This window comes from Mycobacterium gordonae (assembly GCF_001417955.2).
Taxonomy (GTDB): Bacteria; Actinomycetota; Actinomycetes; order Mycobacteriales; family Mycobacteriaceae; genus Mycobacterium; species Mycobacterium gordonae_B.
Genome location: NZ_LKTM01000320.1, coordinates 16,726 through 28,892, shown reverse-complemented (window position 1 = coordinate 28,892; position 12,167 = coordinate 16,726). Strand labels below are relative to the sequence as shown.

Here is a 12,167-nt window from a genome sequence, read left to right as displayed (position 1 = left end):
GGAACGGCTGTCGGCTCACGCCGCCGGCTCGGTCGACCGCCGGGTCGGCTGAGGCGTGAACTGCGGCCAACCCGGGTAGGGCGGGGGCGTTCCGCCGAAGGCCGGGCAGTGCGCCTGGTGTGGGCACCAGTCACACAATCGCGACGGGCTGGGCCGGAAGTCACCGGTCTGTCCGGCGGTTTGAATCGCACGCCAGATCGCCATCAGCGTCTTCTCGAAGCGCAGCAGTTCGTCGTGGTCGGGAGCGTAATCAAGCACCTGGCCGTCGGCCAGATAGATCAGGCGCAGCCGGGCGGGCAGCACGCCCCGGGAACGAAGTAGGGCCACCGCGTAGAACTTCATCTGGAACATCGCCTTGAACTCGGCCCTGGAATCGAACCCAGCCCGTGCGGCCGGCGGCGCTTTGCCGGTCTTATAGTCCACCACGCGCAGTTCGCCGGTGACCGCGACATCGATCCGGTCGATGTAGCCGCGAAGCAGCGTTCCGTCGGCGAGTTCCACCTCCACCCGCTGTTCACAACATTGCGGCTCGAACCGCGTCGGGTCTTCCAACCGGTAGTAGCCCGACAGCAGGGCACGAGCCTCGCTCAGCAGCTCGGCGCGCAGCTCAGGGGGCAGGTCGGCCGCCAGCTCCGGCTGGCCGGAGACCACCCGCTCCCATGCGCCGTCGAGCAGCGCATAGGCGGTGTCCGGGCCGCGTTGCGGCGCGGGCAGCCCGTACAGCTGCTCGAGGGCGGCGTGGACGACCGAGCCGCGCACCTGTGCCGTCGACGGCGCTTCCGGCAACCGGTCGATCGCCCGGAACCGGTACAGCAGCGGGCACTGCTTGAAGTCGGCGGCCCGCGACGGCGACAGCGCCGGCCTGGCGCGTGTCTCCGGTTGGTCCGTCATATTCGCAGCCTAGGACTGGGCTACGACAAATCTCGGTCAACCCCGACCACTGGCTTCGGTGCGTCGGCTGGCACGCTGTACGCCGTGTCAGCAACCGGTCCGTTCACCGTCGGAGAGCGCGTCCAGCTCACCGACGCCAAGGGGCGTCACTACACGATCACCCTGACGGCGGGCGCCGAGTTCCACACCCACCGCGGCCGGATCGCACACGACGTCCTGATCGGCCTAGAGCAGGGCAGTGTCGTCAAATCCAGCAACGGCGCCCACTTTCTCGTGCTGCGGCCGCTGCTGGTCGACTACGTCATGTCGATGCCGCGCGGACCGCAGGTGATCTACCCCAAGGACGCCGCCCAGATCATTCACGAGGGAGACATCTTCCCCGGCGCCCGGGTGCTCGAGGCCGGCGCCGGATCCGGTGCGCTGACCCTCTCCCTGCTGCGGGCGGTCGGGCCAAAGGGCGAGGTGGTCTCGTACGAAGCACGCGCGGACCATGCCGAACACGCGCGGCGCAACGTCTCGAATTTTTACGGTCAGGCGCCGGAGAACTGGCAGCTGATCATCAGCGACGTCGCCGATTCAGAATTTCCCGACGCCTCTTTCGACCGGGCGGTGCTGGACATGTTGGCGCCGTGGGAGGTGCTGGACGCGGTGTCGCGGTTGGTGGTCGCCGGCGGCGTGTTGTTGATCTACGTCGCCACCGTCACGCAGCTCTCGAAAGTGGTCGAAGCGGTGCGGGCCCAGCAGTGCTGGACCGAGCCGCGGTCCTGGGAGACGATGCAGCGCGGGTGGAACGTCGTCGGTCTGGCCGTGCGGCCTCAGCACACGATGCGCGGCCACACCGCATTTCTGGTGGCCACCCGCCGGTTGGCCCCGGGTGCGGTCGCGCCGGCGCCGCTGGGCCGCAAGCGCGAGGGACGGGACGGCTAGTCAGTCATCGCTTCGGTTCAGCCCCCGCCGCACCGACAGCAACTCAAACTCCGGATGCGCCGCGACCAACCTCTCTGCCGCGTCGAGGACGTCCACCGCGTGGGCCCGGTCCCGCGACACCATGGCGACGCCGATGCCGGCGCGCCGGTGCAGCTCGTGCGCATCGGTCTCTGCCGCCGAGACGCTGAACTTGCGCTGCAACTCGGCGACGACCGGCCGGATCACCGACCGCTTCTGTTTGAGGGAGTGCACGTCGCCCAAGAGCACGTCGAATTCGAGCCAACCGATCCACATGCGCTCAGGGCGTCGGCGACGGCGTCAGTGTTGGCCCGGCCGCCGGGCTGGGGGACGCAGGAGAACTCGGTGACGGGACGGGCGGTGGGGCCGGAGCCGACGACGAGGCCGTCGAACTGCGGGAGTTCTGCAGAGCCAGCAGCATCTCCGCGGTCTTGCGGGACAGCTGCCAATTTCCCTGGCTGGGGACGAACTCCATCGGGAAGGTGAATTCCCGGCGGTCGGGATTCGCGGTCGTGACGACGACGGTGGCCATGACGCACGACGGATCGGTGGCCGACCATGCGACGTTGTTCGCGGTAAATGTCATGGGCAGGTAGCCGCCGTCGCGCGCGGCATTGGTGAACCTGTCCAGCGCCGCGGCCGCCTCCGGGGTCGAACCTTGCACGAGGTTTAGTTTGTTGCTCCCCGGGACGGCCGGGTCGGCGAGGCGGACCAGCACATCGGTAAGGGCTTCGGGCGCCGGCAGGGGAGCGCTCGGTGGAGCCGCAACGGTGATCGAGGACGGTGGTGGCCCCGGCGTCTGGGACGAGTCCAGCTGCCGCGCCGTGTTGTGCGAGCAGGCGGTCGCCAGCACCACCACCGCCGTGACGGCGGTGCGCAGCGTTACGCAGAAGTTGCCGGACATCCGGGACAGGCTCAATCGCAGGCTGTGGAGCCGACTGCGGTGCAATTCACATCGGGGCCCACCACGGGGTCCAACGTGGCGGTCAGAACGGCTGTGGCTAGGGATTTCGTGGTCACAGAAGTCCTTTCGCTCGGCCCGAATAGAAGCCGAGATTACCAGCGTGACCCAACTTGTAACTTTCAAACGGCATTTGACTGCGCACATCGATCGTGGTTGACCGGTAGCGTTGGGGGTATCCGCCACACCTATTCCTGGTGCGGGAAAGGAGCGCAACATGGGTGACTCAGAGCGTTCTGAAGCATTCAAGACCCCTCGCGATATCCCCCTGTCCAGCGACGACGCTGCCGAACTCGAACAGCTGCGGCGTGAGGCCGCGGCCCTGCGCGAGCAACTCGATAACGCGGTCGGCCACCAGAGCCCCGCGCGTTCGGCGCGCGACGTGCACCAGCTCGAAGCCCGAATCGACTCGCTCGCGGCTCGCAATTCCAAGTTGATGGAAACTCTGAAAGAGGCCCGCCAGCAGCTACTGGCGCTGCGGGAGGAAGTCGATCGGCTCGGACAGCCGCCGAGCGGCTACGGGGTGCTGTTGGGGACTCACGACGACGAAACCGTCGACGTGTTCACCTCGGGCCGCAAGATGCGGCTGACGTGCTCACCCAACATCGACACCTCCCTCTTGAGGAAGGGCCAGACGGTCCGGCTCAACGAGGCGCTGACGGTGGTCGAGGCCGGGACGTACGAGTCGGTTGGCGAGATCTCCACGCTGCGTGAGTTGCTGGCCGACGGTCACCGTGCGTTGGTAGTCGGCCACGCCGACGAGGAGCGCATTGTGTGGCTGGCCGAGCCGCTGGTCGCCGAAGATCTCCCCGAAGGCCACCCCGACGCGCTCAACGACGACACCCGGCCGCGCCGGCTGCGTCCGGGCGACTCACTGCTGGTCGACACCAAGGCCGGCTACGCCTTCGAGCGCATTCCCAAGGCCGAGGTCGAGGACCTGGTGCTGGAGGAGGTGCCCGACGTCAGCTACGAGGACATCGGTGGTCTAACCCGCCAGATCGAGCAGATCCGCGATGCCGTCGAGTTGCCGTTCCTGCACAAGGAGCTCTACCGCGAGTACGCGTTGCGTCCGCCCAAAGGTGTGCTGCTCTACGGCCCGCCCGGGTGCGGCAAGACGCTGATCGCCAAGGCCGTCGCCAACTCCCTGGCCAAGAAGATGGCCGACCTGCGCGGCGACGACGCCCGCGAGGCGAAGTCGTACTTCCTCAACATCAAGGGCCCTGAGCTGCTCAACAAGTTCGTCGGCGAGACCGAGCGGCACATCCGGCTGATTTTCCAGCGGGCCCGCGAGAAGGCCTCCGAGGGCACCCCGGTCATCGTGTTCTTCGACGAGATGGACTCGATCTTCCGCACCCGCGGCACCGGCGTCTCCTCCGACGTCGAGACGACCGTCGTTCCGCAGCTGCTCTCGGAGATCGACGGGGTGGAGGGGCTCGAGAACGTCATCGTGATCGGCGCCTCCAACCGTGAGGACATGATCGACCCCGCCATCCTGCGGCCCGGCCGTCTGGACGTGAAGATCAAGATCGAGCGACCGGACGCCGAAGCCGCACAGGACATCTTCTCGAAGTACCTGGTCGAGACGCTGCCGGTGCACGCTGATGACCTGGCCGAGTTCAACGGTGACCGCGGTGCCTGCATCAGGGCGATGATCGAGAAGGTCGTCGAGCGCATGTACGCCGAGATCGACGACAACCGGTTCCTGGAGGTCACCTACGCCAACGGTGACAAGGAAGTCATGTACTTCAAGGACTTCAACTCCGGGGCGATGATTCAGAACGTGGTCGACCGCGCGAAAAAGAACGCGATCAAGTCGGTGTTGGAAACGGGCCAGCCCGGTCTGCGCATCCAGCATCTGCTCGACTCGATTGTCGACGAGTTCGCCGAGAACGAGGACCTGCCCAACACCACCAACCCCGACGACTGGGCGCGGATCTCGGGCAAGAAGGGCGAGCGGATCGTCTACATCCGCACCCTGGTCACCGGCAAGTCGTCGAGTGCGTCGCGGGCCATCGACACCGAGTCGAACCTGGGGCAGTACCTGTAATTGGCGGTCGCTGTCGGCTGGCCGCGACGAGCACGAAGAACGTTTAACGGCGATCGCATCGGACTGCGATTCCGCGATTTTCGAGCTGGCGAGAATAGCTGACGATGAACTCGGCGATTTTTAACGCGAACGATAATTTCGGGCGTACATGTGCTTGGCCAAAACGATGCGTCAGTACTGCCATGGTCGTAATATCAGGTGCGCTTCGGCGAGGAATTAGCCAGGGAAGACCGACGGGAGAACGACGATGGCCAATTTCGCGATCTTGCCACCGGAGATCAATTCTCTGCGAATGTATGTCGGTGCGGGTTCGGCGCCGATGCTAGAGGCCGCGGCCGCCTGGAACGGGTTGGCGGCGGAATTGGGTTCGGCCGCGTCGTCGTTTTCATCGGTTACCTCGGGACTGGTAAGTCAGGCGTGGCAAGGCCCGGCGGCGGCGGCAATGGCGGCTGCGGCGGCACCGTATGCGGGATTCTTGAGCGCCGCCTCCGGCCAAGCTCAGGGGGCCGCCGCGCAGGCCGAGACGGTCGCCAGCGTGTTTGAGACGGCACGCGCTGCAATGGTTCACCCACTGGAGGTGGCGGCCAACCGCAGCGCGTTTGTACAGCTGGTCCGATCGAATTGGCTGGGTCTCAGCACACCGGCGATCATGGCAGTCGAGGGCCTATACGAAGAAATGTGGGCTGCCGACGTGACGGCGATGACGGGCTATCACGCCGGGGCGTCGATGGCAGCCGCTCAACTCTTCCCGATACCGGCCAGTCTGCAGCAATTCCTCAACACCCTGCCCAACTTGGGCCTGGGCAACATCGGTAACGCCAACCTAGGCGGCGGCAACACCGGAAGCGGCAACGTCGGTGACGGCAACACCGGCAGCTCCAACCTGGGCGGCGGCAACCTCGGCAACAACAACATCGGCAGCGGAAACTACGGCAGCGACAACTTCGGCTCCGGAAACCGTGGCAACGCGAACGTCGGTTTCGGCAATTTCGGTCTCGGCTCGGATCCCGGCCGCAACGTGGGCCTGGGCAACCGTGGCAATAACAACGTCGGCTTCGGCAACGCCGGCAATTTCAATCAGGGCGGCGGTAACGCCGGCAACGGCAACACTGGTGCGGGCAACACCGGCAACAACAACTTCGGCTTCGGAAACACCGGTAACGGAAACATCGGAATCGGACTCACCGGCGACAATCAGGTGGGCATCAACCTCGCCGGCTTGCTGAACTCGGGCAGCGGCAACATCGGCTTCGGAAACTCGGGCACCAACAATATCGGCTTCTTCAACTCCGGCAGCGGCAACATCGGTATTTTCAATACCGGCGCATTCGTCGGTGAGCCCGCCCCCAACAATATTGGCTTCGGAAATTCCTCCGTTGACAACTTCGGCATCGGGAATTCGGGAGGTGCAAACTTCGGCTTCGGAAACGCAGGAGAGCTGAACACCGGTTTCGGTAATGCGGGCGTGCTGAACACGGGTGCGGGGAATGCCGCCAGCTACAACACGGGCTTCTGGAACTCCGGCTTCACAAATACGGGGATTGGAAACTCCGGCATCGTCAACACGGGCATGTGGAACTCGGGCGACGTGAACACGGGTTTTGGTGCGATCACCGACACCGGCCTGACCCGCTCGGGCTTCAATAACGTCGGAACCTCGGTATCGGGCTTCTTCAACACGGCCAGCGGCGGCAGCGGCACGAACGGCATCATCTCGGGCATTGGCAACACGGCCAGCGGCGGAACAGTTCTTAACGGACAGATGTCGGGCTTCTTCAACAATGCTTTCCCGGGGAGCATCAGCCCGTTGTTCAGCGGGTCGCTTTCCGGTTTGGCCAATATGGGCACCGGATTAGCAGGCTTCTTCAGCCTCGGTCGGCTGTGGCAATCCGCCTAGGTCGCGCATCCAGCTAACTCGGCGACGCGGCTCAGGCCGAGATCAGCGAGTAGCTATTGGTCAGGTCGTCCTGCAGCACCTCGGCGGCCTGCGTGGTGGTGTCCACGCGCAGTGTCTCGGGAAGCACCCGCGAGTGGTAGGTCCATCCCGCCGGCAGGTTGAGCCGGTCGCCCAGCTTGGGGAGGTCGGCCCGCGACAGCGTGGGGTCGACGACCTGACTCCAGGTCTGCATGACCCACTGCCGCCCGTGCGGGTCCTGAAGTTCGTAGATCTCCTGGCCGGCGTCGAACACGAACACCGTGTTGCGGCTGACCTGATTGACGCTGTAGGGCGTCGGATTCATAGAGGCCAGCAGCACCGTGGCCTGCAGAATCATGTCGATGCCGCCGAAGTTCTTGATGATCTGCGGGCCCTGCTGAGTCTTTTCGATGCTGTTCATCAGCCAGTAGCGCGGGCCGTTGAGCAATGCCGTGGCGGCACCGTGCTCGGTCGCGATGGCGTGGGCATCCAGCGCCGACCACAGCTCGGCAGGGCAGTCGTTGAGCGGAAAACTGTTGTAGACGGTGGCTTGGGGGCCTGCCTCGCCAGGCGTTACGAGAAGCACTTCGCCGTAACGTTTTCCGGAAAGGTCGCCCGAATCTTGGTGGGCTGCTGAGGGAGATTGAGGGGCTGACACCAGGGTGAACCTAATCACCCAGGTCAGCGGCGTCAACACTGGTCACCGGCGGGTTTGCCACCCTGTTGCGGTAGCGGTTGCGGGCGGTCAGCGTCGCGTGCAGATCGTCGATCAGCGGGTCGACGAAATTCGAGCGGTAATCGTCGTCGCCGGCCGCACGGGCACTGATGTACATGAATGTCAGCGCGCCCAGGAACAGGCACAGGTGGATCAGCGAACCGGGCACCGGCACCGTCAGGCCCAGCATGGTCGCGTCGTAGTCGGTGGTGTGCGCCCACTCTTTGAGCAGGGCGGGCGTCAGCACGATCAGGCCGAGCAGCACATAGATGCCAGCGGTAAGCACCGCGACCACAGCGATCTGTGCCAGCTGCGACGCAGCAAGTACGAAGATCACATTGACGCGCTCGGCCCGGGTCAGCGGGGGGCGGCCGGGCGGGTCAGCCATTGACTCGAAGGGCGTACCGGCAAGGCGCTCAGCGTCTTTGGGTGCCACCGCCGACGACCGAAGCATCGGTCTCACCCGCTCCGCGGTCGCGGAGACGACGAACGCGGCGGCGATGCCGACGAGGAAGAGCACCGCCAAGGCCAGACGGTCGCCGCTGATCGTCGCCGACATCAACCAGACGTTTCCGTTGAAGAACACCAGCGTCGTCAACAACACCACGGGCAGGGCGCGGACCGCGAGGCTGCCGATTGAGGCAAGGTGCGACAGCGTCATCCGTGTCGTCCAGCCGACTACGGAACCGACGCCGCAGCCGGTCAACACCATGAAGACGACCGCGGTGATCACCGTGTCCGGAAGATGGGCCGCGCCGGATTCGATGACGACGACGATGCCCACGACGGTGACTGCCGCCGTCGCCGCCAGCGCACGGTACCGGCGATCGGCGATGCGGGACACCGACCACCCGGCAGCGGCCATCGCCACGGGTGCCAGTCCGATGAGCCCGAGTAGCGCCCACTCATGGGCTGACGGAGTCCCCTCGATGACGATCTCCTGCTTGCCGTCGGTGAGGAAAAACATTGGCAGGCTCCAGCAGTGCAGGCCCGCATAGGCCGCCAGGACGGGCGCCGACCGCGACCACAGCCGCCGCCACCTGCCTCGCGTCGTCAGGACCGAGGGCAGACCGCGCTGCAGAAACCAACTCTCAGCGTCGTCGGTGACCGTCGCCCGGCGTGTCCGCGAGCGCAGTGAAGGGCTCATGGCGGCTCAGATTAACCGGGTATGGCCGGGTCGATTTCGGTGCGAGGCACCCACTGCTGATCGGGGGCCGTAGCGGGACCGTAGTCTTTAACTCATGCAACGGATTATCGGGACGGAGGTCGAGTACGGCATCTCCTCGCCGTCGGACCCGACGGCCAACCCGATCCTCACTTCGACACAAGCAGTGCTCGCGTACGCGGCCGCCGCGGGCATCCAGCGCGCCAAGCGGACCCGCTGGGACTACGAGGTCGAGTCGCCGCTGCGCGACGCCCGCGGCTTCGATCTGAGCCGCTCGGCCGGGCCGCCCCCGGTCGTCGACGCCGACGAGGTCGGCGCGGCGAACATGATCCTCACCAACGGCGCGCGACTGTACGTCGACCACGCGCACCCGGAGTATTCCGCGCCCGAGTGCACGGACCCGATGGATGCGGTGATCTGGGACAAAGCCGGCGAGCGCGTGATGGAGGCCGCTGCCCGGCACGTGGCCAGCGTCCCCGGCGCGGCGAAGCTGCAGCTCTACAAGAACAACGTCGACGGCAAGGGCGCGTCCTACGGGTCGCACGAGAACTACCTGATGTCGCGGCAGACGCCGTTCTCGTCCATCATCGCCGGGCTCACCCCTTTCCTGGTATCCCGGCAGGTGGTGACCGGCTCCGGGCGGGTAGGCATCGGCGCATCGGGGGACGAGGCCGGCTTCCAGCTCTCACAGCGCTCGGACTACATCGAGGTCGAGGTCGGCCTGGAGACCACTCTCAAGCGCGGCATCATCAACACCCGTGACGAACCGCACGCCGACGCCGACAGGTACCGCCGGCTGCATGTCATCATCGGCGACGCCAACCTGGCCGAGACGTCGACCTACCTCAAGCTGGGCACCACGGCGCTGGTTCTCGACCTGATCGAAGAAGGCATCGATCTGGCCGACCTGGCGCTGGCGCGCCCGGTGCATGCGGTGCACGCGATCAGCCGCGACCCGTCGCTGCGTCAGACCGTGGCGCTGGCCGACGGCCGGGAACTGACCGGGCTTGCGCTGCAACGGATCTACCTCGATCGGGTGGCCAAGCTGGTCGACAGCCGGGACCCGGACCCGCGCGCGTCACACGTGGTGGAGACCTGGGCCGAGGTGCTCGACCTGCTCGAACGTGACCCGATGGAGTGCGCCGAGTTGCTGGACTGGCCGGCCAAGCTGCGGCTGCTCGAAGGTTTCCGGCAGCGGGAGAACCTGAACTGGTCTGCCCCCCGCCTGCACCTGGTGGACCTGCAGTACTCCGACGTCCGGCTGGACAAGGGCCTGTACAACCGGCTGGTCGCGCGCGGCTCGATGAAGCGGCTGGTTACCGAGCCTCAGGTGCTGGCCGCGGTCGACAATCCGCCGACCGACACCCGGGCGTACTTCCGGGGCGAATGTCTGCGCCGGTTCGGGGCCGACATTGCAGCGGCGAGCTGGGACTCGGTGATTTTCGATCTCGGTGGCGACTCGCTGGTGCGGATCCCGACGCTCGAGCCGCTGCGGGGCAGCAAGGCGCACGTCGGCGCGCTGCTCGATTCGGTGGACAGCGCGGTCGAACTGGTCGAACAACTGACCAGCTGAGCCGGGAAACGTCGGTGCTGACCGGTAGGGTAGAGAAAAGCCATCGGGCGAATGGACACACGCCCGCGGCGCACGACGAAGCAGGAGGCGGCGATGGCGCAGGAGCAGACTAAACGCGGTGGCGGTGGCGGCGACGACGACGACATCACCGGTGCGACGGCAGCAGGCCAGGAGCGTCGAGAGAAGCTGACCGAGGAGACCGACGATCTGCTCGACGAGATTGACGATGTCCTGGAAGAGAACGCCGAGGACTTTGTGCGCGCTTACGTCCAAAAGGGCGGCCAGTGACCTGGTCGTTTCCCGATCGCCTGTCCCTCAATTCAGCTCAACCCGGATCCGTAGACCTGTCGTCGTTCGCTGACTTCTTGCGTCGCCAGGCCCCTGATCTGCTGCCCGCGAGCCTCAGCAGCGCAACCGTGGGTGACCAGTTGCCGCATGGCACCACAATTGTGGCGCTGAAGTATCCCGGTGGTGTCCTGATCGCCGGCGACCGCCGCTCGACGCAGGGCAACATGATCGCCGGCCGTGATGTCCGCAAGGTCTACATCACCGACGACTACACCGCCACGGGCATCGCCGGCACCGCGGCGATCGCAGTCGAATTCGCCCGGCTCTACGCCGTCGAACTCGAACACTACGAAAAGCTCGAAGGCGTACCCCTGACCTTCGCCGGCAAGGTGAACCGCCTGGCCATCATGGTCCGCGGCAATCTGCCGGCCGCGATGCAGGGCCTGGTGGCGCTGCCGTTGCTGGTCGGGTACGACATCCACGCCGCCGATGCCGAATCAGCCGGGCGCATCGTCTCCTTCGACGCCGCAGGCGGCTGGAACATCGAGGAAGAGGGATATCAGTCGGTGGGGTCGGGGTCGATTTTCGCGAAGTCGTCGATCAAGAAGCTGTATTCCCAAGTGTCCGACGCGGATTCGGCACTCCGTGTGGCGGTGGAGGCGCTCTATGACGCCGCCGACGACGACTCCGCCACCGGCGGACCGGACCTGGTTCGCGGTATCTACCCGACCGCGGTCACCATCGACGCCGACGGGGCGATGGAGATCCCGGAGCGGCGCATTGCCGAGCTGGCCCGGGGCGTCATCGAAACTCGTTCGCGCGCAGACACTTTCGGCCCTGACGGCGGTGAGAAGTGAGCTTCCCGTATTTCATCTCGCCTGAGCAGGCGATGCGCGAGCGCAGCGAGCTCGCGCGGAAAGGCATCGCCCGCGGCCGCAGCGTCGTCGTCCTGGCCTACTCCGGCGGCGTGCTGTTCGTGGCGGAGAACCCGTCGCGGTCGCTGCAGAAGATCAGCGAACTCTACGACCGGGTGGGGTTCGCGGCGGCCGGCAAATTCAACGAGTTCGACAACTTGCGTCGCGGTGGAATCCAATTCGCCGACACCCGCGGCTACGCCTATGACCGCCGCGATGTCACGGGGCGCCAGCTGGCCAACGTTTACGCGCAGACGCTGGGCAGCATCTTCACCGAACAGGCCAAACCGTACGAGGTCGAGTTGTGCGTGGCCGAGGTGGCGCACTACGGCGAGACGAAAGCCCCTGAGCTCTACCGGATCACCTACGACGGGTCGATCGCCGACGAGCCGCATTACGTGGTGATGGGTGGTACGACCGAACCGATCATCAACGCGCTCAAGGAGTCCTACACCGAGAACGCCGACCTGGGCGATGCGTTGAAGGTGGCGGTCAACGCGTTGCGGGCCAACAGCAGCGACAACGCAACCAACGGCCAGCCCTCTCTGGACGTGGCCAGTCTGGAAGTCGCGATCCTGGACGCCAACCGTCCGCGGCGGGCATTCCGCCGGATCAACCGGGCGACCCTGGAATCGCTGCTGCAGGACGGGGAGTCCGGCAAGGCGGCCGCCGAGGAGTCCTCAGAGGGTGCGGAGCAGCCGGAAACCCCGGAGAAACAAGCCGAGCCGAACGGCGACTCGTCGGCTTAGCCTC

The 12,167-nt window shown here is 65.9% G+C and carries 12 protein-coding genes; 7 read left to right on the top strand and 5 right to left on the bottom strand.

Going from position 1 to position 12,167, the window contains the following annotated elements; genetic code table 11:
• Positions 1 to 15 precede the first annotated feature (15 nt).
• Entirely contained in the window at positions 16 to 891 is an 876-nt protein-coding gene (locus AO501_RS22025; RefSeq protein WP_055579738.1) for a RecB family exonuclease, read from the bottom strand.
• An 84-nt stretch (positions 892 to 975) separates the two neighbouring features.
• Here AO501_RS22025 and trmI point away from each other — a divergent pair, with 84 nt between their 5' ends.
• Positions 976 to 1,818 carry a tRNA (adenine(58)-N(1))-methyltransferase TrmI gene (gene trmI / locus AO501_RS22020; RefSeq protein WP_055579737.1) on the top strand — a complete coding sequence of 281 codons (843 nt, stop codon included), beginning with the start codon at positions 976 to 978 and terminating at the stop codon, positions 1,816 to 1,818.
• Here trmI and AO501_RS22015 read toward each other — a convergent pair whose 3' ends face one another.
• Both AO501_RS22015 and AO501_RS22010 read right to left on the bottom strand, forming a co-directional pair.
• Positions 1,819 to 2,112, bottom strand: a complete 294-nt coding sequence (locus AO501_RS22015) for a DUF503 domain-containing protein (protein WP_055579736.1) — start codon at positions 2,110 to 2,112, stop codon at positions 1,819 to 1,821.
• A 4-nt stretch (positions 2,113 to 2,116) separates the two neighbouring features.
• On the bottom strand, positions 2,117 to 2,740 hold the full coding sequence (locus AO501_RS22010; protein WP_055579735.1) for a hypothetical protein: 624 nt from the start codon (positions 2,738 to 2,740) through the stop codon (positions 2,117 to 2,119).
• A gap of 274 nt (positions 2,741 to 3,014) precedes the next feature.
• On the opposite strand from AO501_RS22010, the gene arc reads away from it, so the two are divergent.
• Complete coding sequence (arc, locus tag AO501_RS22005) at positions 3,015 to 4,844, top strand: proteasome ATPase (protein WP_055579734.1); 1,830 nt, start codon at positions 3,015 to 3,017, stop codon at positions 4,842 to 4,844.
• Between the two features lie 247 nt (positions 4,845 to 5,091).
• Complete coding sequence (locus tag AO501_RS22000) at positions 5,092 to 6,741, top strand: PPE family protein (protein WP_055579733.1); 1,650 nt, start codon at positions 5,092 to 5,094, stop codon at positions 6,739 to 6,741.
• Positions 6,742 to 6,772: 31 nt separating this feature from the next.
• On the opposite strand, the gene AO501_RS21995 is transcribed toward AO501_RS22000, so the two are convergent.
• Positions 6,773 to 7,417, bottom strand: a complete 645-nt coding sequence (locus AO501_RS21995) for a hypothetical protein (RefSeq protein WP_055579732.1) — start codon at positions 7,415 to 7,417, stop codon at positions 6,773 to 6,775.
• Positions 7,418 to 7,427: 10 nt separating this feature from the next.
• On the bottom strand, positions 7,428 to 8,621 hold the full coding sequence (locus AO501_RS21990) for a hypothetical protein (RefSeq protein ID WP_197419919.1): 1,194 nt from the start codon (positions 8,619 to 8,621) through the stop codon (positions 7,428 to 7,430).
• Positions 8,622 to 8,715: 94 nt separating this feature from the next.
• On the opposite strand from AO501_RS21990, the gene dop reads away from it, so the two are divergent.
• From dop to prcA, 4 genes are all read left to right on the top strand, one after another.
• Positions 8,716 to 10,212: a pup deamidase/depupylase gene (gene dop, locus AO501_RS21985; protein ID WP_055579731.1), complete on the top strand. Its 1,497-nt coding sequence runs from the start codon at positions 8,716 to 8,718 to the stop codon at positions 10,210 to 10,212.
• Between the two features lie 93 nt (positions 10,213 to 10,305).
• Positions 10,306 to 10,500 carry a ubiquitin-like protein Pup gene (locus tag AO501_RS21980; protein ID WP_055579756.1) on the top strand — a complete coding sequence of 65 codons (195 nt, stop codon included), beginning with the start codon at positions 10,306 to 10,308 and terminating at the stop codon, positions 10,498 to 10,500.
• A complete protein-coding gene (prcB, locus tag AO501_RS21975) occupies positions 10,497 to 11,357 on the top strand; it encodes a proteasome subunit beta (protein WP_055579730.1) in 861 nt (286 codons plus the stop codon). Before AO501_RS21980 ends, prcB begins: the two co-directional genes overlap by 4 nt.
• Entirely contained in the window at positions 11,354 to 12,163 is an 810-nt protein-coding gene (gene prcA / locus AO501_RS21970) for a proteasome subunit alpha (RefSeq protein ID WP_055579729.1), read from the top strand. Before prcB ends, prcA begins: the two co-directional genes overlap by 4 nt.
• The last annotated feature ends 4 nt before the right edge of the window (positions 12,164 to 12,167 follow it).

Coding starts and splice junctions, on each gene's coding strand:
- AO501_RS22025 (WP_055579738.1), bottom strand. CDS start 891: ATGACGGACCAACCGGAGACACGCGCCAGGCCGGCGCTGTCGCCGTCG.
- AO501_RS22015 (WP_055579736.1), bottom strand. CDS start 2,112: ATGTGGATCGGTTGGCTCGAATTCGACGTGCTCTTGGGCGACGTGCAC.
- AO501_RS22010 (WP_055579735.1), bottom strand. CDS start 2,740: ATGTCCGGCAACTTCTGCGTAACGCTGCGCACCGCCGTCACGGCGGTG.
- arc (WP_055579734.1), top strand. CDS start 3,015: ATGGGTGACTCAGAGCGTTCTGAAGCATTCAAGACCCCTCGCGATATC.
- AO501_RS22000 (WP_055579733.1), top strand. CDS start 5,092: ATGGCCAATTTCGCGATCTTGCCACCGGAGATCAATTCTCTGCGAATG.
- AO501_RS21990 (WP_197419919.1), bottom strand. CDS start 8,621: ATGAGCCCTTCACTGCGCTCGCGGACACGCCGGGCGACGGTCACCGAC.
- dop (WP_055579731.1), top strand. CDS start 8,716: ATGCAACGGATTATCGGGACGGAGGTCGAGTACGGCATCTCCTCGCCG.
- AO501_RS21980 (WP_055579756.1), top strand. CDS start 10,306: ATGGCGCAGGAGCAGACTAAACGCGGTGGCGGTGGCGGCGACGACGAC.